The organism is Galbibacter pacificus, from assembly GCF_029603165.1.
Classification (GTDB): domain Bacteria; phylum Bacteroidota; class Bacteroidia; order Flavobacteriales; family Flavobacteriaceae; genus Galbibacter; species Galbibacter pacificus.
In genome coordinates this window covers 110,094-131,331 of the sequence record NZ_JAQSVC010000005.1, presented here as the reverse complement: position 1 = coordinate 131,331, position 21,238 = coordinate 110,094, and the positions used below count along the sequence as shown (strand labels likewise).

The 21,238-nt window shown below is 39.5% G+C and carries 18 protein-coding genes; 14 read left to right on the top strand and 4 right to left on the bottom strand.

Translation table 11 applies throughout. The features are described 5' to 3' along the window. Positions 1-118: 118 nt before the first annotated feature. The 4 genes from PSF86_RS13925 to PSF86_RS13910 all read left to right on the top strand — a co-directional run bounded on the left by PSF86_RS13925 (position 119) and on the right by PSF86_RS13910 (position 3,084). Positions 119-682, top strand: coding sequence for an RNA polymerase sigma factor (locus tag PSF86_RS13925; RefSeq protein WP_277900702.1), 564 nt, complete (start codon positions 119-121; stop codon positions 680-682). After that, the gene (locus PSF86_RS13920; RefSeq protein WP_277900701.1) at positions 672-1,238 is read left to right on the top strand and encodes a hypothetical protein; all 567 of its coding nucleotides are present in this window, start codon (positions 672-674) and stop codon (positions 1,236-1,238) included. Before PSF86_RS13925 ends, PSF86_RS13920 begins: the two co-directional genes overlap by 11 nt. Further along, the gene (locus PSF86_RS13915; protein WP_277900700.1) at positions 1,219-2,292 is read left to right on the top strand and encodes a hypothetical protein; all 1,074 of its coding nucleotides are present in this window, start codon (positions 1,219-1,221) and stop codon (positions 2,290-2,292) included. The genes PSF86_RS13920 and PSF86_RS13915 overlap by 20 nt, the downstream gene beginning before the upstream one ends. Positions 2,293-2,355: 63 nt before the next feature. Beyond that, positions 2,356-3,084: a head GIN domain-containing protein gene (locus tag PSF86_RS13910; protein WP_277900699.1), complete on the top strand. Its 729-nt coding sequence runs from the start codon at positions 2,356-2,358 to the stop codon at positions 3,082-3,084. Between the two features lie 131 nt (positions 3,085-3,215). Here the strand turns inward: PSF86_RS13910 and trxB are convergent, their stop codons facing one another. Next, positions 3,216-4,187: a thioredoxin-disulfide reductase gene (gene trxB / locus PSF86_RS13905; protein WP_277900698.1), complete on the bottom strand. Its 972-nt coding sequence runs from the start codon at positions 4,185-4,187 to the stop codon at positions 3,216-3,218. 209 nt (positions 4,188-4,396) lie between these two features. Between trxB and PSF86_RS13900 the strand changes: the two genes are divergently transcribed. Beyond that, positions 4,397-4,840: a hypothetical protein gene (locus tag PSF86_RS13900; protein ID WP_277900697.1), complete on the top strand. Its 444-nt coding sequence runs from the start codon at positions 4,397-4,399 to the stop codon at positions 4,838-4,840. A 66-nt stretch (positions 4,841-4,906) separates the two neighbouring features. Here the strand turns inward: PSF86_RS13900 and PSF86_RS13895 are convergent, their stop codons facing one another. Both PSF86_RS13895 and galK read right to left on the bottom strand, forming a co-directional pair. Beyond that, positions 4,907-5,947, bottom strand: coding sequence for a UDP-glucose--hexose-1-phosphate uridylyltransferase (locus PSF86_RS13895; protein ID WP_277900696.1), 1,041 nt, complete (start codon positions 5,945-5,947; stop codon positions 4,907-4,909). 2 nt (positions 5,948-5,949) lie between these two features. Further along, positions 5,950-7,116 (bottom strand): galactokinase, encoded by a 1,167-nt coding sequence (galK, locus tag PSF86_RS13890; RefSeq protein WP_277900695.1) that lies wholly within the window; start codon positions 7,114-7,116, stop codon positions 5,950-5,952. A 92-nt stretch (positions 7,117-7,208) separates the two neighbouring features. Here galK and PSF86_RS13885 point away from each other — a divergent pair, with 92 nt between their 5' ends. Next, a complete protein-coding gene (locus PSF86_RS13885) occupies positions 7,209-7,913 on the top strand; it encodes an NUDIX hydrolase (protein WP_277900694.1) in 705 nt (234 codons plus the stop codon). Between the two features lie 3 nt (positions 7,914-7,916). Here PSF86_RS13885 and PSF86_RS13880 read toward each other — a convergent pair whose 3' ends face one another. Continuing rightward, a complete protein-coding gene (locus PSF86_RS13880) occupies positions 7,917-8,636 on the bottom strand; it encodes a M15 family metallopeptidase (RefSeq protein WP_277900693.1) in 720 nt (239 codons plus the stop codon). Positions 8,637-8,934: 298 nt separating this feature from the next. Here PSF86_RS13880 and PSF86_RS13875 point away from each other — a divergent pair, with 298 nt between their 5' ends. The 8 genes from PSF86_RS13875 to PSF86_RS13840 all read left to right on the top strand — a co-directional run bounded on the left by PSF86_RS13875 (position 8,935) and on the right by PSF86_RS13840 (position 21,233). Further along, the gene (locus PSF86_RS13875) at positions 8,935-9,522 is read left to right on the top strand and encodes a porin family protein (protein ID WP_277900692.1); all 588 of its coding nucleotides are present in this window, start codon (positions 8,935-8,937) and stop codon (positions 9,520-9,522) included. A 244-nt stretch (positions 9,523-9,766) separates the two neighbouring features. Then, positions 9,767-12,277 (top strand): nitrite reductase large subunit NirB, encoded by a 2,511-nt coding sequence (nirB, locus tag PSF86_RS13870; protein ID WP_277900691.1) that lies wholly within the window; start codon positions 9,767-9,769, stop codon positions 12,275-12,277. 115 nt (positions 12,278-12,392) lie between these two features. Then, positions 12,393-12,770, top strand: a complete 378-nt coding sequence (nirD, locus tag PSF86_RS13865; protein ID WP_277900690.1) for a nitrite reductase small subunit NirD — start codon at positions 12,393-12,395, stop codon at positions 12,768-12,770. Positions 12,771-12,781: 11 nt separating this feature from the next. Next, positions 12,782-13,366, top strand: a complete 585-nt coding sequence (locus PSF86_RS13860) for a DUF4202 domain-containing protein (RefSeq protein ID WP_277900689.1) — start codon at positions 12,782-12,784, stop codon at positions 13,364-13,366. Positions 13,367-13,419: 53 nt separating this feature from the next. Next, the gene (locus PSF86_RS13855; protein WP_277900688.1) at positions 13,420-15,216 is read left to right on the top strand and encodes a sensor histidine kinase; all 1,797 of its coding nucleotides are present in this window, start codon (positions 13,420-13,422) and stop codon (positions 15,214-15,216) included. 95 nt (positions 15,217-15,311) lie between these two features. Continuing rightward, complete coding sequence (locus tag PSF86_RS13850) at positions 15,312-15,965, top strand: response regulator transcription factor (RefSeq protein ID WP_277900687.1); 654 nt, start codon at positions 15,312-15,314, stop codon at positions 15,963-15,965. 194 nt (positions 15,966-16,159) lie between these two features. Then, a complete protein-coding gene (locus tag PSF86_RS13845) occupies positions 16,160-17,584 on the top strand; it encodes an MFS transporter (protein ID WP_277900686.1) in 1,425 nt (474 codons plus the stop codon). Between the two features lie 127 nt (positions 17,585-17,711). Further along, a complete protein-coding gene (locus tag PSF86_RS13840; RefSeq protein ID WP_277900685.1) occupies positions 17,712-21,233 on the top strand; it encodes a nitrate reductase in 3,522 nt (1,173 codons plus the stop codon). The last annotated feature ends 5 nt before the right edge of the window (positions 21,234-21,238 follow it).

Below are 21,238 nucleotides of genomic sequence, written 5' to 3'. Positions count from 1 at the left end.
GCCGTATTACTTAATGTTGAAGGAGCCGGTGACTTCATAAAAAAATAATTCAAAAAAAATTTTAGCAAACTGTAACAATCTAAAAGGAACCTTATCTTTATAATAAACGAATTACTTTTTGAGCCAACAAAAGTTAAATACCGATCAACTATTAGCACGCTGCAAAGAAGGAGAGCAATCGGCACAAATGGAGCTGTACAACCGTTATTACAAGGCCATGTACAATACTTCGGTAAGGATTGTAAACGACCCCTTTGAAGCAGAAGACGTAATGCAGGAATCGTTTTTAAACGCGTTTACGAAACTTGACACGTATAGGGGCGAAGTTGCTTTTGGAGCATGGTTAAAACGTATTGTAATAAACAACAGTATTCATCATTACAGAAAACAACAAAGGAACAGTGTTGTGCCGCTGGACGATGTTTTACATAGGGTTGAAGACAGTAATGGAATTGAACCTGACCATGAGTTTACCAACATTAAGGCTCAAAAAGTGTTGCAGACCATGAAAATGTTGAAGGACAATTACAGGATTGCTTTAACCCTTCATTTAATAGAAGGATACGATTATGAAGAAATAAGTACAATTATGAACGTGAGTTATGCCAATTGCAGGACCACAGTATCTAGGGCAAAAGAAAGCTTAAGACAAAAATTAAAAGCAGAACCATATGAAGCCTAAAGACAACATAGAACATCTTTTTGATGAACTGAAAAACGATTGGGATGTTGAAGAACCCCAAAAAGGGCACGAAGCACGCTTTTTGAACAAGCTGGAAAAACAGCAAAAAGTAGTGGCGCTCCCTAAAAGGAAGTCACGGGTCCTTGTATGGAAAGCACTCTCTATTGCCGCTTCCCTGGCTATTTTGGTGGCTATCGGGGCGAAACTCTTTTATGAGCCTTCTCCTGTAGTGGAACACGTAAAAGAACCTACCGAGATAGAAAAGACCGAATTCTACTTTTCTTCTTTGATTAACGAAGAAATGGAAAAAATTCAAGCAGAGGCAACACCCGAGACCAAACAGATGATAGACGATGCCATGCTTCAAATAAAAAAGCTGGAAACCGATTATAAAGAGTTGGAAACCGATTTGGCGAACGATGGCAACAGCAAACAAATTTTAAATGCCATGATAATTAATTTCCAGACAAGGATAAATTTATTGCAAGATGTATTGTCTCAAATAGAAGAAGTTAAACAAATAAAAACCTCAAACAATGAAAGTCAGATTATATAAACTAGTATGTGTGCTTATTTGCCTGCCGCTATGGGCCAGTGCATCCGGACCGGGATGGAACGGTAAGTACACCAAAGAGAAAAAAATAAAGAAGGAATTTACCGTAAGCCCCACGGCCCGTTTGGATATCGAGAATAGTTACGGCAACCTGTATATTACTTCCTGGAACGAGAACAGAACCGTTATAGAAGTGCACATAAAAACCAATAGCAACAGCGAGGAAAAAGCACAAAGAAAACTGGACGAGATAGACGTGGAGTTCCATGCTTCGAGCTCTGTGGTCTCTGCCAAGACCATTTTTCAAAAAAACGGTTGGGGCTGGGGAAACAACAACAACATTAGCATGGAAATTAACTATACCATAAAGGTGCCCGTTGGGAACAGTGTAGATCTGGATAACGATTATGGCGGGATCTACCTTGACGAGATTAATGGCCTGGCCAACATTAGTTGCGATTATGGTAAAATGGAAATTGGCAAACTCAATGCCGACAATAACCAGTTGAGCTTTGATTATACTTCTAAATCTACTTTTGAATATATAAAAAGTGGTAAAATAAATGCTGATTATTCAAGTTATGAAGTTGAAAATGCCAGAGATCTTGTAATAAGTGCCGATTATACCACTTCGGAAGTAAAAAATGCCAGAAATATTGAATATTCCTGCGACTATGGCAGTATTAAACTGGAAAATGCCAACAATATAAAAGGTACGGGCGACTATCTTTCCACACATTTTGGGGTCGTGCACGGCAATGTTGATGTAAGCTCGGATTACGGTTCGTTAAAAATCGACGAGATGGCCGCCGATGCCGGGAACTTGAACGTACAAAGCGATTATACGGGTATTAAAATAGGCTATAACAGCGGGTATCATTTTGACTTTGAAATAGACCTTGAATATGCCGGACTAAGTGGTGACACCAACTTTGAGTATAAAATAAAAAGAGACAAATCTACCGAGAAATATTATCAAGGATACCACGGAAGCAGTGGAAAGAACAAAGTATACATAAACTCAGAATATGGGGGTGTGAGCCTTAATAAAAAATAAAAACCTTTGACGGTAACCAGCTACCAATCCTTCAAAAAAAATAATAACTTAAAAACATATAAAATGAAAAGACTCATCTTAATTAGTATGGCCCTAACCGCTACTTTAACGGCCAATGCCCAATGGTTTGGCAACGAAAAGGTAAAAGGGAACGGAAATGTTCAAACATTGGAAAGAAATACCTCTAATTATGCCGAAGTAGACGTTGCAGGATTTTTTGATGTTGAACTTGTTGCCGGAAACGAAGGGAAAATAACCATTTCGGCAGAAGAAAACCTTATTCCGCACATAGTTACCGAAGTTAGGGGCAGCAAACTTGTAATTAAAACCGAAGAGGGTTACGACTTAAGGCCAAGCCACAACAAAGAAATTTTAATAACCGTTCCTTTTGAAAGCCTCGATGCGGTTTCGTTAACAGGATCGGGCGATATTGTTACAAAAAACACCATAAAAACCGACCAGTTTGAAGCCAACCTTACAGGTTCTGGCGACTTACAGGTTATTGTCGAGGCAAATAGCGTAGAAAGCGATTTAACAGGCTCTGGCGACATAAGTTTAAGTGGTAAAACAACCGATTTTGAATGTGCAATTTCAGGCTCTGGCGACATCCATGCCAAGGAATTAAAAGCCACAAATGTAGATGCTTCCATTTCGGGGTCTGGAGATATTGATGTATATTGTGACGGCTTTTTAAAAGCAAGGGTCTCAGGATCAGGAGATGTTGATTATTATGGATCCCCTGAAAAAGAAGATTCTAAAGTATCCGGTTCGGGAGATATTTCCCGCGGGTAAGTTTCGGTGCAACTTTATAAGACCACCGAAAAGATTAACCCACATAGTGGGCAATCAAACAACCTAACTAAAAAACCCCCGAAAGCAATTGTTTCCGGGGGTTTGATTTTTTTAATACAAAGGTTTTTTATTTATGCCTCTATTTCAGCTTCTTTGCTCTCAACGGCTGCCAAATAGCGCTCTGCATCCAAAGCGGCCATACAACCAGTCCCGGCAGCGGTAATAGCCTGACGGTATTCCTTATCCTGAACGTCGCCACTGGCAAAAACCCCGGGCTTGTTTGTCTTTGTGGATTTCCCCTTGGTAACAATATACCCGGTTTCGTCCATTTCCAATTGGTCCTTAAAGATATCGGTATTTGGTTTATGTCCTATTGCTATAAATAAGCCTGTAATTTTAATTTCCTCTTTTTCACCGGTTTGGTTGTTTACCAACTTAAGGCCTTCTACTACTTGGTCTCCAAGAACTTCTTCTATTTCTGTGTAGTATTTAACTTCCAGGTTGGGCGTATTGTTTACCCGGTGCTGCATGGCTTTGGAAGCCCTCATCTCTCCTTTTCGTACCAATAGGGTAACTTTGTTGCAAATATTGGCCAAATAAGTACTTTCTTCGGCAGCGGTATCCCCACCGCCTACAATGGCAACATCTTGACCTTTAAAAAAGAACCCGTCGCAAACAGCACATGCAGATACCCCGCCTCCTCTTAAGCGTTGCTCGCTTGGCAGTCCAAGGTATTTGGCCGTTGCACCTGTAGATATTATTACCGTTTCGGCCTCTATGTTTGTAGCATTGTCTACCACCGCTTTATGGATGCCCCCTACTTCATCGCTCAATTCTATGGAGGTTATCATTCCTATTCTCACTTCCGTTCCAAAGCGTTCTGCCTGTTGTTGCAACTGTACCATCATTGAGGGGCCGTCTATCCCTTCTGGATAGCCGGGAAAATTATCAACCTCGGTTGTAGTTGTTAATTGCCCTCCGGGCTCCAACCCTGTATAGATTACAGGTTTCATATCGGCCCTGGCAGCATATATTGCAGCTGTGTACCCCGCAGGGCCAGAACCTATTATTAAACATTTTATTCTTTCAACTTTTTCAGACATGATATATCCTTTCTAAATATTTATATAGCAAAAGTAGGTTTTTTAGTAAAAAGCTTACAGCCGAAATGATGAAAAGTTATTATCAAACAATAAACAAATTTAATATTGAAAGTCGTGCATTAAAGAATGTTCGTTTTATTTCGTTCATAACATAAAAATTCGTAAATTAACAGTACTCAAATTAATAATTCATCAAAAATAAAGCAGTTATGAAGACAATATTTTATCCATTGGTTATTGTTTTTGCTCTTGTGCTTCTTTCGGGTACTTCTGAAGATGATGATCAAAAAAATTCTATTCAAGGTGTATGGGAACTGGAAAACCGCTATACCTACGACAATAATACCGTTATAGATACCATTCATAATGTTGACGGTTACCGGCAAATTAAAATGTATCATGAAGGTAAGGTTATGTGGACCCGCTTTGTGCCCAAGGATTCTGTTGAATGGTTTGGATACGGGTCTTACAATACTACGGATAATGCTTTACAGGAAAAACTTGAATATGGTTCTGCGTCCATGATGCGTATTATTGATACCATGCGGATTTTTTCGTTTAAACTGGTAACAGACAAAAACCATTTTAGCCAGATTACCATTGATGATGAAGGAAACTCCATTTTCTCGGAAAATTACAAAAGGATAAAATAACATCTACAACCAAAAATGCTAGAATTATCTAGTTTTTTTATTAATATAAATTTTGGTCCTTATCGTTTACTTTTTACTATAATGTACTTTTGGAAGGCCCCGGAGCGTTTCTGCCGCAGATTCTGCCGTGATGTCCCTTTGGGGATTGGCAAACATTTCGTACCCTACCATGAATTTCTTTACTTCTGCCGAGCGCAACAACGGTGGATAAAATGACATATGAAAATGCCATTCCGGGTGTTCCCCACCATCCGTAGGACGTTGGTGTATTCCTGATGAATACGGGAACGAAGTTTCAAAAAGATTATCAAACATTATGGTCAATTCTTTAATAATTTCAGCAAAGGCAACTTCTTCTTTTTCGTTTAACTGGGAAATGGCCTGGTAATGTTCTTTTGGCACGATCATGGCTTCATAAGGCCAAACGGCCCAATAAGGCATTAAGGCCACAAAATGATCGTTTTCCAGTAATATACGCTCTTTTAATTCAAGCTCCTGCTTTAAATAATCCTGCAACAAGCTGCTGTTGTTGGCCTCCCAATATTCTTTTTGCTTTTCCTGTTTTTTTACAACCTCTTGCGGAATAGAAGACTGCGACCATATTTGCCCGTGCGGGTGCGGATTGCTACACCCCATGATGGTGCCTTTGTTTTCGAATATTTGCACATGGTTAATCCCTTCTTTTTCTCCAAGGGATTTATATTCTTCTTTCCATAGTTTTACTACATTGGTAATTTCTTCGACTTCCATTAACGGCAATGTAAGCGCATGATTGGGCGAAAAGCAAACTACCTTGCATCTTCCCATTTCGGTTTCGGCCTGCAACAAACCTTCTTTGTATTGTTCTGGCTCCACATCGGGTAAAAGCGCGGCAAAATCGTTTGTAAAACTATAGGTTCCCTTATAGTCTGGGTTTACGTCTCCGCTCGCCCTTTCGTTGGTTGGGCATAAATAGCAATTTGGGTCGTAAGCTACTTTTTGTAATTCACTTTTTTGATCCTTTTTGCCTTGCCAAGGACGCTTGGTCCTGTGTGGCGAAACCAAAATCCATTCGCCAGTTAAAATATTATATCTTCTATGCGGTTTATTGTTTATTGTATTGCTCATTTTCAATGTATTTCCACCCCATTGCTTATGTTTACTTCGATAGGGCTCAATTCAATATTAAATTTTTCTTTGTAGGCCTTGCCAATTTTTTCAATGTATGAAGAAACATGATCCTGGTGAACTAAATTAATGGTACACCCTCCAAAACCACCGCCCATCATCCTGGAACCTAAAACATAATTGTAATCTTTTGAAAAATCCACCATAAAATCAAGTTCGTCGCAACTAACTTCATATAAATTACGTAACCCATGATGCGATTGATATAGTAAATTGCCAAATACTTCAAAAAGCTCATCCTCCAATGCATTTGCGGCCATGAGTGTCCGTTTGTTTTCCTGTATAACATACAAGGCGCGGTTGTAGACTTTTTCGGGAAGCTCGTCCTTAAATGTCATGATTACGTTTTCTGGTATTTCTACCAAATATTTGTACTGCGGATATTTTTTATTTACAACCCCCAATGCTTCATCGCATTCTTTCCTTCTTGTATTGTACTCGCTACTTGCAAGGTTATGCGATACATTGGAATTTAACAGCACAAGTTGGTATGGCACAAATTCAGATTTTATAAGCTGATGTTCCAAATCTTGGCAGTTGAGTAAAATTAAGTGCTTCTTTTTTCCTTTTACCACTGCAAACTGATCCATTATCCCGCATTTGGTACCTACATAATTATGTTCGGCATCGCGGGAGAGGATTATAATTTCACCTTTGGTAAGGCCGATATTAAAAAGCTTGTTGAGTCCGCTGGCAAAACCACATTCCAAAGCGGCCGAAGAGCTAATACCAGAACCCATTGGCAAATGGCTGTCAATAACGCAATCGAACCCCTTTACCGTATTTGGTTTTAACTCGTGTATGTAATGAATAACGCCCAAAATATAGTTTTGCCATTCTGTTTGGCTGGGTTTAACCTCATCGAGATCGATAGTAAAACCTGTTTGGTAATTTTTAGACCATATATGGCATGCATTCGTGCCGTTTTTTCTAAAAGAAAGGTAAATCTTTTTATCGATGGCAGCGGGCAAAACATGCCCCCCGTTATAGTCTATGTGCTCCCCTATTAAATTAATCCTTCCGGGTGAATGTACAGAAACCTCGCCCTTAAAATTTTTTAAATCCAAAAAGTTTTCTTGCCTATTATCAGATTGCGTCGTATTTTTCAAATCTTGCTAATTTTACGTGAAGCAAATATAATAAAAGTGATATATACTTTTATTGTAATTTTAAAATATTTTCAAATAAATTATAATCATCAATGATTTCAAGCGCAGAAGAATATTATAAAGATGAATCAAAAATGCACGTTGCGACCGACTGCATTGTTTTTGGTTTTGACGATGGAGAATTAAAACTCCTTATATTTAAAAGACGTGTAGCTCCCAAAAAAGGAGCATGGTCGCTCATTGGAAGCTTTGTCCAAATTAACGAAGATGTAGATAATGCCGCTCGAAGGGTATTAAAAGAGATTACCGGTTTAGACAATGTTTTTTTCGAGCAATCGCTAACCTATGGCAAGGCAGACCGAGACGATGGGGCCCGCTGTATTTCGGTTGCACAATTTGCCTTAATAAGAATTGATGAATACGATAGGGAACTTACCGAAAAACACGGAGCATATTGGTACAAACTCGACGAATTGCCCGATTTGGTTTTGGACCATGACCAAATGGTAATAGATGCCTTGGCCAAGCTACGCCGAAAAGCAAAACACCAGCCCATTGGTTTCGAACTGTTGCCCGAAAAGTTTACCATTCCGCAGTTACAAAGTTTATACGAAGCCATTTTTCAGCGTAATCTAGACCCAGGCAACTTTAGAAAGAAAGTGCTTTCGTTCAAGGTGTTGAAAAAACTGGACGAAAAAGATAAGAGTTCTTCCAAAAGAGGGGCCTATTACTATAGGTTCGACCACGAAAACTACAAAAAGCTTTTAGAGTCGGGTTATAATTTTGAAATTTTATAAGTATTATTTACAATCCCATGTAAAATTTGCAATTTTATAGTTTAAAGTGGGCTTGTAATTGTAATGCCACCATTCTGAAGTAATGGCACCAAAACCAAAGGATTCCATGGTGCTTTTCAATAGTTTTCTATTGTCAAGCACTTCTTCTGGAAGGTTTTGATAGGCATGCCTGGCCTTTCTCCCAAAGAAATCAAAAGGTGTACCCATGTCCAGTTCTTTGCCTTCCAAATCGGTAAGTGTTATGTCCACGGCTCCTCCTTTGTTGTGTATGGAGCCTTTGGCCGGATCTGCAACATAGGTTGCATTGGGTACTATTTTCCACATCTTTTTTTGTACATCGTGCGGGCGGTAACAATCAAAAAATTTAATGCGGTAACCCTTTTCCATAAAAGCTTTATTTGCCTTTAAAAGTGCCCTTGCCGTAATTGCCCGTACATAGCATTCGCCACAATCGTACACCTGTGCTTTTAAAAAATTATCGGTTGTGGCATATTTCATCTCATAAACAAAATCGTCGCTATAATCTGCCAAGCGTACAAAAGCAGTGTCCTTTACACTATCAAGAGCGGGCATTTCAACCTTTTTTTCTTCTTTTAACAGTGTACTGTCAACCGTAACTATACTGTCTTTCTTTATAGCCGGTTCCGCAGCTTTGTTAGTTTGTTTTGGTTCGTTTTTACAAGAAATGATTACAATTACAAGTACAAGAAGATAATTTTTCATTTAAAAGCATCTATTTTGTTAAGGTTGGTAAAGATATAAAATTTAAAAAGTTAAAGAATTTATAACACCTTTTTATGCATTTGCTATTATAATTGAAACGAAAAACAATACTCAAAATGGCTGTAATTAAATATATAGGAATATCCCATCAGCAATAAGACCGTATAAAAAAGAATATATTCTACATGGTTTTTAAGTTATTCTTACAATTAACTTATAATTCAATTAACGCTTTTGTATTTCCCTGCCTCCTAATTTTGGATTAACAAATTTGATTAATAACAAACAAAAGACAATTATGAAAAAGCAAGTTTTAATTATAGCAGCCTTACTAATAGGTAGTATTGCAAGTGCACAATCGTGGTCCAGCGAGTTCCAGATTGGGGCACGTGGAGGTGTAAACTTTTCCAGTGTTACCGGAGACGATATTGACAGTCCGGATTCAAGGACAAACTTTTATGCCGGTTTGGTGGCAGAAGCGCCATTAAGCGAGCGTTTTTCTGTTCAACCGGAGGTTTTCTATTCTGGTCAAGGTTTTGAAATAAACGACCGGGAAGACGAGCCCGATGGCGAATTTCAGGTAGATTACATTCAGGTACCACTTTTAGCAAAGCTATATCTAGCAGATGGCTTTAACCTGCACGCAGGTCCACAAGTTGGGTTTAAAGTAAACGAGGAAATTGATTTTGAACCCACTGAAGACGCAGGCGATTTTGATACAGACGCCATTAATGATGTTGATTTTCAATTAACGGGTGGTGCAGAATATAAATTTGAAAACGGATTCTTCCTTCAAGCCAGATATTCATACGGGCTAACAGAGATTGTTGAAGATAGCGATATCCACAACTCCGTATTTTCTGCAGGATTAGGATACATGTTCTAAAAGAACAACCATAAAATAGTAATAGGTAAACCCAAACCCAAAAATCCGTAGGCGTTTTTATAATGCTTACGGATTTTCTTTTTATGCATATGCATCATTAAACCGCTTAAAATTATCCATTTAAAAAATAAACCAACTTCAAATTTACAATTCCATAAAAATAAGTATCCATATCATAATTAAGTATTATACGTATTTTAAATTAAGTATTTTTACTTATATTTGAATTCAGATTTACGTAGTTATGAAGAAAGTCATTGTTATCGGAAATGGAATGGTTGGCTATAAGTTTTGCGAAAAACTGGTAAATAAAGCCAATAGCACGGATTTTTCAATTGAAGTATTTGGCGAAGAACCCAGGCCTGCTTACGACCGTGTTCATTTAAGTGAATATTTTGGCGATAAATCTGCCAACGAACTTTTACTGGCACCTTCAAAATGGTATTTGGAAAACAATATAAAACTGCATACTTCTTCATTGATTTCGTCTATAGACCCTTCAAAAAAAGAAATAAAAACCTATAAAAACGAAAGCTTTACATACGACTATTTAGTTATCGTTACGGGCTCCTCACCCTTCATCCCACCAATTAAAGGCGTAGAAAAAAAGGGTGTTTTTGTGTACCGTACCCTTGAAGACCTGGATGCCATGAAGAGCTATGCCTCTAAATTAAAATCTGAAGGAAAAATAGAAGCGGCCGTGCTTGGCGGTGGTTTATTGGGGCTAGAAGCTGCCAACGCCGCAAAAGAACTGGGCATGAACACACATGTAATAGAGTTTGCGCCCCGGCTAATGCCAAGGCAGCTCGACCTTCCAGCCAGCAACCTGCTCAAACAAAAAGTTGAAGCCATGAACATACAAGTCCACTTGGAGAAAGCAACCAGTGAAATCCTTGGTGAAAATGGCATTGAAAGCATGGCTTTTAATGATAATTCTTCCTTAAAAGTAGATATGCTCATTATCTCGGCCGGCATCCGCCCGCGGGATGAGCTGGCAAGAAACTCTGGAATTAAAATTGGCGAACGTGGTGGTATTTGGGTAAACAATAAAATGCAAACCTCTGAAAAAGATATTTATGCAATTGGCGAAGTTGCCCTGTACAATGACGGAATATATGGGTTGGTTGCACCGGGTTACGATATGGCAAATGTGGCCGTCGAGCAAATTACAGGTGGAGACCTAACCATGGCCCCGTCTATAGACATGTCTACGCAATTAAAGCTTATTGGAACCGAAGTTGCCAGTTTTGGCGATCCCTTTATTGAAAATGATGAAGTCGCGGTAATTTCTTTTGAAAACAAACACAAAGGAATTTACAAACGCATTAATGTTACCAAAGATGGAAAAAAACTTCTCGGCGGAATTTTAGTGGGAGATGCTTCAGATTACAACACGCTCTTTCAACTGTATATCAATGCAATGAAGCTACCCGAAAATCCTGAAGATTTAATCCTTGGCGCAAGGGGCGGCGAAGCTTCTTCCGTGGGAAGTGTTATGGATTTTCCAGATTCGGCACAAATATGTTCTTGCGAAAGTGTTTCTAAAGGGGCCATTTGCGGGATGATACAAGACGAAACTTGCTGCTCTGTCTCAGATGTTGTTAAAAACACTAAGGCTACCACTGGATGTGGCGGGTGTAAACCCATGGTTGTAGATTTGGTAAACGAATCTTTAAAAGCATTGGGGAAAGAAGTAAAGGAAACCTTGTGCGAGCATTTTAGCTATAACCGACAGGAACTGTACGATTTAATAAAAATAAACAAAATAACAACTTTTAACGAAGCCCTAAACCTCTTTGGCAAAGGTAATGGCTGCGAAACTTGCAAGCCTGCACTGGCTTCGCTTTTTGCAAGTATCTATATGGAAACCGCCAATAGACAGATTACCATTCAAGATTCTAACGACCGTTTTCTGGCAAACATTCAACGAAATGGCACTTATTCTATTGTACCCCGTGTTCCCGGTGGGGAAATAACCCCCGAAAAGTTAATGGTGCTCGGGAGCGTTGCCAAAAAATACGATCTGTACACAAAAATTACGGGCGGACAGCGCATTGACCTTTTTGGCGCAGAACTACACGAACTTCCCCTTATTTGGAAAGAACTCATCGATGCCGGGTTCGAAAGCGGCCATGCCTATGGAAAATCTCTTCGGACCGTAAAAAGTTGTGTTGGCTCCACATGGTGCCGGTATGGAATGCACGAAAGCGTTTCTTTTGCCATAGAAATTGAAAATAGGTATAGGGGCCTACGTTCTCCGCATAAATTAAAAGGCGGCGTTTCTGGCTGCATCAGGGAATGTGCCGAAGCCCGCGGAAAAGATTTTGGCTTAATTGCCGTAGAAGGTGGCTGGAACCTATATGTATGCGGTAACGGGGGTGCCACGCCCAAACATGCCATTCTACTGGCCGAGCAACTGGACGACGAAACCTGTATAAAATACCTTGATCGGTTTTTAATGTTTTACATCCGCACTGCGGCACCCCTTACCCGAACCGCGCCATGGCTGGAAAAATTGGATGGCGGGATTGAATACTTAAAAAAAGTTGTTATTGAAGATTGCCTGGGCATTGCCGAAGAACTTGAAAAAGAAATGCAGGGTTTGGTAAACCAATACGAGTGCGAATGGAAACAGGCCATTGAAGATCCGGAAATGATGAAGCGCTTTAAACATTTTGTAAATTCCAACGATACCGATAACAACATAGAATACGTGCCGTTAAGGGAACAGAAAATGCCAAAGGCCTGGAGATAAACACATACAGTGGTCAGCTATATCAGTTGGTAGGATGTGTCAGTTGTAAAACCTGCCAACTGAACGCTGAACCTTATTTTTTTAATAACGAATGCTCTCAAAATAATTATACACAATGGAACAAATACTTCAACAATATCAATCGGTTGCATCAACAAAAGTAATGACTTGGTTTCATGTGGGAAAAATTAATGATTTTCCCGAAAACGGTGGAGCCTGCATAAAATATAAGGCCAAACAGATAGCAGTATACAACTTCACCAGAAAATCAAAATGGTACGCCTGCCAAAATGTATGTCCGCACAAAATGGAAATGGTACTTTCCAGAGGAATGATAGGCGACCTAAGCGGAACACCAAAGGTAGCCTGCCCACTACACAAAAAAACTTTTTCGCTTGAAAACGGTGAAAACCTTAATGGCGACGATTATAAAATTGCAACCTATCCTGTTAAAATTGAAAACGAAAATGTGTATATTGGCTTCACCGATTAATTTATGAAGCTATGAGCCAACCGAGTTTTGAACAAGCCATTGAAAAAATAGACAAAGAAAACGCAAAAGACCCAAACAAAGAGGTCTATCAAGGTAAGGAATATCCAAAAGAGCTTTTATATGCCCAAAGAATGACCAAGGCATTGCTTGATTTTAATCCTCAAGCCAATGAAGAATTGCAAATTGCCGCAAGAGCACAGCATATTGCCCGTTGGAAAATAGACCGCTCCTCGTATCCCATGGACCGCGTTGGGTATTTAAAATGGCGGGAAGAACTTAAAAAGATGCATGCCGACATGACCTCCGAAATCCTTTCCGAAGTTGGTTACAATGTTGAGTTTATTGAACGTGTTTCTTTTTTAATACGGAAGAAAATGCTAAAAAAAGACCCCGATTCCCAAACTTTGGAAGATGTTGTCTGTTTGGTTTTCCTTCATTATTATTTTGAAGATTTCGCACAAAAACATCCTGATGAAAAAGTAGTAGATATCCTTCAAAAAACATGGGGTAAAATGTCGGAAAAAGGACACAAAGCTGCTTTAGAACTACCTTTGGACGAAAAAAGTTTTTCCCTTATTAAAAAAGCACTGGCTTAAAAAGAACCTTAATAAAACAGGAAAGACTTCCAAAATAAGTTATACATTCAATCATGGACAAAAAGGTCACATCGCTCGACCAGAATACCTTTAACCGTTTAAGGAAACTGTACATTATAGCACTTAGTGCCATTGCCTTGTCGGTTATTGTCAGTCAGTTGTTGGTACGCAAATATTTAAGCGATCAGCGGGACGATGCCAAGATTGTAAACATTGCGGGAAGGCAGCGTATGCTAAGCCAGAAATTAAGTAAGGAAGTGTTGCTGCTAAGCCATTCTATTTCCAAAACACAATTGGACACGCTGGAGAACACGCTTCGGTTATGGGTAAATTCACACAGGGCGTTGCAAAATGGAAGCGGACTTATGCAGCTTGAAGGGAATAATTCGGAAGTAATCAAAAGCATGTTCAACGAGCTTCAGCCTTCATTTATAGAAATACAAAATGCCACGAACGATATCCTGCAAAAATCGAAACAAAACGGTTTTTCTTCTGAAAAAATCAGCGGTGAGATTTCCAGCATACTTTTCCACGAAAAAAATTTTTTGACCCTCATGGACCGCATTGTAAACCAATACGACCGTGAAGCCACACAAAAAGTAGAAAAATTACAGAAACTAGAATTTGTACTGCTAATCATTACCCTTGCAATTTTACTAGCCGAATTTCTCTTGATATTCTGGCCGGCAGCCAAACGTACCAAGCAAACCATAAAGAATTTATTGCTATCGGAAGAAAGAGCAAAGGAGATGGCCTACAATGCCGATAAATTAAGCCAGGCAAAGGAAGAGTCTGTTAAACAACTAAAGGCTTTGAGCCTTGTTATGGAGCAAACACTACTGTTTGCCCGCATCTCTACCGATGGTTATTTAATAGAACTGGGAAATAAATTCAGCAGTTTGTTTAATTACAGGAGTTTTTCGGGAAACACAAAATTTGCCGAAGTCATTTCAACCCATGTAAGTGAGCAAGAGCAAATAAAAAAAATTATTGAAGACCACCTACAAACGGGCTGGCAAGGGGAAATTAAGGGAACTACGGCCGGCAATGCATCTGTATGGCTGGAAATGTCGTTAATTCCGTACCACCCGGTAACCCACAAAGAAGAACTGCTTGTAATTTGTTTTGATATTACGGAACGCAAAAAGGCGCAAATTCAAATAGAAAAACTTACAAAAGAGCGCTTCCAGGCCGAAATGGACCAACAAAAAGAGCTGTCAGCAAAAATTATTGAAAATCAGGAACAAGAACAGAACAGAATTGCCAAAGACATACACGACGGTATAGGGCAAATGCTTACGGGACTTAAATACAACATTGAAAGTATAGATGTTTCCAACCGGGAAAAAACGGCCGAAAAAATTTCTCACCTAAAAGAACTTACAAGCAATATTATTAAAGGCGTGCGGACGGCCACCTTTAACCTTACCCCGCCAGAACTTACAGACCACGGCATTGTTTCGGCACTTACAAAACTTACCTTGGAGCTTTCCAAATTTACGGGAAAAGACATTGTACTTTTTAATAAAACCAATTTTAACGATCGGTTAGATTCGCTTACAGAAATAAACATATACAGAATTACGCAAGAAGCAGTCAATAATGCCATAAAGTATGCAGAGTCTTCGCACATCATTGTTTCGATTTCCCATAGCAATGAAGTTTTAAGTATTACCATTGACGACAACGGAAAAGGGTTCGATCCCAAAAAAAACCAGTCCCGGAAAAATGGCGAAGGCGGCATGGGACTTACATTTATGAAAGAACGTATAAAATATATAAACGGACGCTTGTTTATTTCTTCAACACAAGGCGAAGGTACCCGGGTTACCTTAAATGTGCCTGTTTGAAACTTCAAAATGCTTATTGACAATCCCTATAAACGGATTAACCCTGGTTAAGTATTTTTCCGTATTTTCGTACTTAGAAAAGCTACAGGACATTCATGGGCACAATCAATATTATTTTGGCAGACGACCACGTACTTGTTAGAGACGGGATAAAATCGTTATTGGAAGATGAAGAAAACATTCAGGTAATAGATGAAGCTTCAAACGGAAAAGAAGCACTGGAAGTTATCGCCAAAAACAAACCCGATATCTTGGTGGTCGATATTAGAATGCCCGAAATGAATGGCATTGAAGTTGTAAAAAAGCTTAAATCTGCCCCAACCGATATAAAAGCCCTGGTTCTTTCCATGCACGATTCAGAAGAATACGTTGTACAATCCATACAGGCCGGGGCCGACGGATATCTGTTAAAAGGTGCCAGCAAAGAAGAATTCATCAAGGCCCTACATACCATTGCAGAAGGTGGCAAATATTTTGCAGGCGATGTTTCTTCTATCATCATCAATAATTTTGTTGACGGAAAACCTAAAAAGAAAGACACTACAAACACAAACGAATTTAACCTCACCAAAAGGGAAAAACAAATACTGGAACAGGTTTTAAAGGGATTGAGCAATAAAGAAATTGCCGAAGAACTAAAAATAAGCAAACGCACCGCCGAAGTACACCGTTTTAATTTAATGAAAAAACTGGATGTAAAAAACCAGATCGAGCTGGTCAACAAAGCGCAAATGCACAATCTTATATAAGGTTAAACATGCGTAATTCAACTTCGTACCCAATTACCTTCATATTTAAAAAACCACATAATAAATAGTTGATTTTTAGCATTTTTACAAAATAAACCAGCTTAATTCCTTTTTTAATAATTCTTTCTAAATACTTACATAATTTGATTTAAAATTACGTATTAATACTTATTTTTAAATCAAAATTAAGTATTATGAAAACTATAGTTACAACAAAAGCTACAAAATTAAATTTAACCAATTTAAAAAGCATTCCCATAAGAACGTTCTGGATATCTGCTATTGCCTTTTTCATGTGCTTTTTTTCATGGTTTGGCATTGTGCCCTTTATGCCAGATGTGGTAAAAGAGCTTGGCTTGTCTCCAGACCAAAAATGGAACGCGGTTATCCTAGCGGTCACTGGAACCGTGTTTGCGAGATTGCTAATTGGTAAATTATGCGATAAATATGGGCCACGGCTTTGCTACACATGGCTTTTAATATTGGGGGCCATTCCTGTAATCCTGACCGGTTTGGTGCAAACTCCTTTTCAATTTTTGGCGTGTAGGCTTTTTGTTGGCTTTATAGGTGCTTCCTTTGTTATTACGCAGGTTCATACTTCCTTGATGTTTGCTTCCAATGTAGTTGGCACAGCCAATGCCACCTCGGCAGGATGGGGTAATCTGGGCGGGGGAGCCAATCGTTTGGGGATGCCGCTAATTGCCGCGGCCGTAATAAGTTTTGGCGTTGCCGAAACCGATGCCTGGCGCTATGCAATGGTTATTGCAGGAAGCATTTGTTTTTTAATGGGCATTGTATACTATTTTTTTACGCAAGACACTCCCGAAGGGAATTTTAAAGAGTTGAAAGAAAAAGGAAAAAAAATACCGAATGCCAAAAAAGATGAAGTAGGCTTTCTGGAGGCCATTAAAGATTACAGGGTCTGGATTTTATTTATAGTTTATGCAGCGTGTTTTGGAATAGAATTAACCGTATATGGCACCATGGACGACTATTTGCAAAACACTTTTAGGCTGGAAAGGATTACCGCCGGGAACATTGTGCTATCGTTTGCTCTAATGAATATTTTTGCCCGGACTTTAGGCGGCTTTTTTGGCGACAGGTTTGGCAACAAAAAAGGCCTGCGTGGCAGGGTTTTGTTCTTGGCCATAATATTGGCGGTAGAAGGTATCATGCTTTCCGTGTTTTCTACCATTACCAGTTTAACATTGGGCATTTTCTTCCTCGTAGCATTTAGCCTGAGTGTACAAATGGCCGAAGGGGCTACATTTTCTGTTGTACCATTTATAAACAAAAGGGCCATTGGTTCTATTTCGGGTATTGTTGGTGCCGGTGGGAATGTAGGTGCCTTTCTGGCCGCTATTTTACTGAAGTCAAAATCGGCTATTGCCGAAAAAATAGCCATTGCCGAAAGTCAGGGACTAAGCAATGACCTTATTAAAACAGCTCAAGCTGAAGCTGCTGCAAATGCCGTATCAAGTGGATACCTAATTATTGGTTTTCTTGTAATTGTAACAGGCATAACGGCCCTAGCAATTAGATTTTCTGTTCAAGACGAAAAAGTTGCACGCATGGAAACACAACAGCCATCTGGAAAACTCAGCCCTGCAAATGGTTAATCATTAAGGATTAAAATTATGAATCTAAAAATAGTTGGCTGCTAAAATTATTGTATTCATAATAATGGGGAAGCCCTGTTTCATTTTAAAATTAAAATATGCAAATTAGTTTAAAATCGGTGATAGAATGATGACAGAAGAAGTAAAAACAACTTGTTCGTACTGTGGTGTTGGTTGTGGCATAATTGTAAAAAAAGATGCCCAAAACAGGATAACGGTCGAAGGCGATAAAGACCATCCCGTAAACAGGGGGATGTTGTGTTCTAAAGGAATGAACCTTCATTATGTTGCCAATGATATCTCTGATAGGATTATGTACCCCGAAATGCGTTGGAGCAAATCGCATCCACGGGAACGTGTTTCGTGGAAAAATGCCATGGAAAGGGCGGTTTCGGTTTTTAAATCGATTATAAAGAAACACGGCCCGGACAGTGTAGGTTTTTATGTCTCTGGCCAGTGTTTAACAGAAGAATATTACATTGCCAATAAGCTCACCAAAGGTTTTATAGGAACCAACAACATCGATACCAATTCTAGGCTATGCATGAGCTCGGCAGTTGTTGGTTATAAAAAGACTTTTGGCGAAGATTCGGTACCCATTGCTTACGACGACATAGAATTGGCCGATTGCTTTTTAATTGCAGGAGCAAATCCCGCTTGGTGCCACCCTATTCTCTTTAGAAGGATAGAACAGCATAAAGAGAAAAACCCCGAAGTGAAAATTATTGTCGTGGACCCGCGAAAAACCGATTCTGCTAATTTTGCCGACCTTCATTTGCAAATAATCCCCGGTACAGATATTGTGCTGTACAATGCCATTGGAAGGCGTTTATTGGAACGCGGACTTATTGATTACAATTTCATAAAAGAACACACCGAAAACTATCAAAAATACAAAGAGCAAATACTGTCCCTTTCCCTAAAAAAAGCCTCAAAAATATGTGGTGTCCCAGAAAACGATATTAAAAAAGCCGCCGACATGATTGGGCTTTCCAATGGCTACATAAGCATGTGGGCAATGGGGCTAAACCAAAGCGTAATTGGTACCGATAAAAATTTTGCACTGCTCAATTTGTCCCTCATTACTGGGCAAGTTGGCAAACCCGGTTCGGGTCCATTTTCGCTTACCGGACAACCCAACGCCATGGGAGGCCGCGAAGTTGGCGGAATGGCAAATTTATTGGCGGTTCATAAAAACCTTTTCAATGAAACCCACCGTAAAGAAGTAGCTCAATTTTGGGGCGTAAACAGTATTTCGGGGAAAGTCGGTTATACAGCTACCGAAATGTTTGATGCGCTCGAAAAAGGAAAATTAAAAGCCATATGGGTTGTATGTACCAACCCAATGGTGAGCATGCCCAATGCCAGAAAAATTGAAAAAGCCTTGAAAAACGCCAAATTTGTGATTGTTCAGGATATTTCGCATGCTTCAGATACTTCTAAAATGGCCGATTTATTGCTCCCCGCTGCCGGGTGGCTTGAAAAAGATGGTACCATGACCAACTCTGAACGCCGGATTTCATACCTTCCTAAAGCACTGAATGCCCCAGGTGAAGCCAGGCCCGATGTTGAAATATTATGCGATTTTGCTTCAAAAATGGGCTATCGGGGCTTTAATTATAATTCAACAGAAGAAATTTACAGGGAATATTGTTCCATGACCAAAGGAACAAACATCGACATTTCCTTTTTAAATTACGACCGACTTAAAAACGAAGGCACAATACAATGGCCGGTATCAGAATATAGGCACAAAGGAACCCAGCGCCTTTTTGAAGACCGGAAATTTTACACGCCAACGCAAAAAGCAATTTTCAATGTTCCATACAGCACAGAAAATGCATCTATTCCAACCGATGCAATGCATCCGTTAATTTTAACAACCGGAAGAATCAGGGATCAATGGCACACCATGACAAAGACAGGCAAGGTATCCCGCTTGCATACGCATTACCCCAGCCCAGTAATAGAAATAAACCCCGTAGATGCCTATTTGTACCATATAAAAAATGGCGACATTACCGAAGTTAAAAGTAGAATGGGTACGGTACGGCTTCGAGCAAAAGTTACCGACAGTGTTCGTGAGGGCGTTATTTTTATCCCGATGCATTGGGGAAAAGTATTAAAAAGCGACCTTAACCGGGCAAACAACCTTACCAATACCATTGTTGACCCACAATCTAAAGAACCCGATTTTAAATTTACGGTCGTTTCGGTGTCAAAATATAAAAAAGAGAAAGAAAAAATTATAATTGTTGGCGCAGGTGCCGCCGCGTTCAGGTTTGTTCAAAATTACCGGGACCATAACCCACTGGATGAAATTGATGTCTTTTCAGAAGAAGAAAATCCGTTTTACAACCGTGTGCTTTTACCGGAATATGTTACCGAAGAACTTACTTGGGAACAGCTTCAAAAAATGAAGGAAAACGAGCTGAAGAAACTCAAAATAGCCATTCATGGCGGAATTTCCATCACACAAATCAACAGGGAGCAAAAAACCGTTACGGACGCACATGGAAATTTATACAGCTACGACCGCTTGATATTGGCTACCGGAAGCCGGGCCTTTGTTCCAAACGATGTACAATTAAACCTGCCGGGCAGGTATACGCTTAGGAGCAAAGAAAATGCCGACCAATTTAAACTTCATCTGGACAAAATTAAACTCCCAACAAAAGAAAAACATGTGGTTATTGTTGGGGGCGGACTTCTAGGATTGGAGCTTGCCGCAGCTCTTAAGCACCAAGGCATGAAAATTACCATTATTCAACGTTCCTCAAGACTTATGGAGCGCCAGCTGGATAAAACTTCCAGTAAATTACTTGCCATGGACGTCCAGGAAAGAGGCGTACAGATTTATTTTGACAATGAGGTTAGCACTGTTTTTGACGATGAAGAATCTGGCGACCTTTTTATAACGCTTAAAAGTGGTAAAAGCTTTAATGCACATGCCATTGTGTATGCCATTGGTACACGGCCGAACATAGAAATTGCCAAAAAATCTGGAATAAACTGTGGAAGAGGCATCAAAATAAACCAACATTTGCAAACTTCAGATGCATCGATATTTGCAATTGGCGAAATTGCGCAGTTTAACAATCAACTGTTCGGAATTACTTCCGCAGCGGAAGAACAAGCCAATATTTTATCAAATTTTATCGCCGGAGATATCAGCAGTTCATACAAAGGTTCTGTGTTGATGAACATCCTTAAGTTTAACGACCTCAACCTGTGCAGTATAGGAGACCTTAACATTCCCGAAAACGATAGCAGTTATGAAGAAGTTATATTCATGGACGTAAGCAAGCGCTATTATAAAAAATGTATTGTAAAAGACGATTTACTGGTAGGGGCCATCCTTATGGGCGATAAAAACGAATTTGCCGAGTTTAAGGAGATGATCGAAAACAAAACAGAACTTTCGCACAAAAGGGACACCCTGCTCCGCGGAAGCGGAAATACAAAACCCGTAAAAGGAAAATTAATATGCTCGTGCAGCCAAGTGGGCACCGGAAATATAGAGGAGGCCATTTCCAGCGGATGTACCGACTTTACAGCCTTATGCAAACAAACCGGTGCAGGCCTGGGTTGCGGAAGTTGTAAGACTGAAGTAAGGGAACTCCTAAAAAACAGTGCCGTACTCACGTAAAAAAC

Coding starts and splice junctions, on each gene's coding strand:
- PSF86_RS13920 (WP_277900701.1), top strand. CDS start 672: ATGAAGCCTAAAGACAACATAGAACATCTTTTTGATGAACTGAAAAAC.
- PSF86_RS13915 (WP_277900700.1), top strand. CDS start 1,219: ATGAAAGTCAGATTATATAAACTAGTATGTGTGCTTATTTGCCTGCCG.
- PSF86_RS13910 (WP_277900699.1), top strand. CDS start 2,356: ATGAAAAGACTCATCTTAATTAGTATGGCCCTAACCGCTACTTTAACG.
- trxB (WP_277900698.1), bottom strand. CDS start 4,187: ATGTCTGAAAAAGTTGAAAGAATAAAATGTTTAATAATAGGTTCTGGC.
- PSF86_RS13900 (WP_277900697.1), top strand. CDS start 4,397: ATGAAGACAATATTTTATCCATTGGTTATTGTTTTTGCTCTTGTGCTT.
- PSF86_RS13895 (WP_277900696.1), bottom strand. CDS start 5,947: ATGAGCAATACAATAAACAATAAACCGCATAGAAGATATAATATTTTA.
- PSF86_RS13885 (WP_277900694.1), top strand. CDS start 7,209: ATGATTTCAAGCGCAGAAGAATATTATAAAGATGAATCAAAAATGCAC.
- PSF86_RS13880 (WP_277900693.1), bottom strand. CDS start 8,636: ATGAAAAATTATCTTCTTGTACTTGTAATTGTAATCATTTCTTGTAAA.
- PSF86_RS13875 (WP_277900692.1), top strand. CDS start 8,935: ATGAAAAAGCAAGTTTTAATTATAGCAGCCTTACTAATAGGTAGTATT.
- nirB (WP_277900691.1), top strand. CDS start 9,767: ATGAAGAAAGTCATTGTTATCGGAAATGGAATGGTTGGCTATAAGTTT.
- nirD (WP_277900690.1), top strand. CDS start 12,393: ATGGAACAAATACTTCAACAATATCAATCGGTTGCATCAACAAAAGTA.
- PSF86_RS13860 (WP_277900689.1), top strand. CDS start 12,782: ATGAGCCAACCGAGTTTTGAACAAGCCATTGAAAAAATAGACAAAGAA.
- PSF86_RS13855 (WP_277900688.1), top strand. CDS start 13,420: ATGGACAAAAAGGTCACATCGCTCGACCAGAATACCTTTAACCGTTTA.
- PSF86_RS13850 (WP_277900687.1), top strand. CDS start 15,312: ATGGGCACAATCAATATTATTTTGGCAGACGACCACGTACTTGTTAGA.
- PSF86_RS13845 (WP_277900686.1), top strand. CDS start 16,160: ATGAAAACTATAGTTACAACAAAAGCTACAAAATTAAATTTAACCAAT.
- PSF86_RS13840 (WP_277900685.1), top strand. CDS start 17,712: ATGATGACAGAAGAAGTAAAAACAACTTGTTCGTACTGTGGTGTTGGT.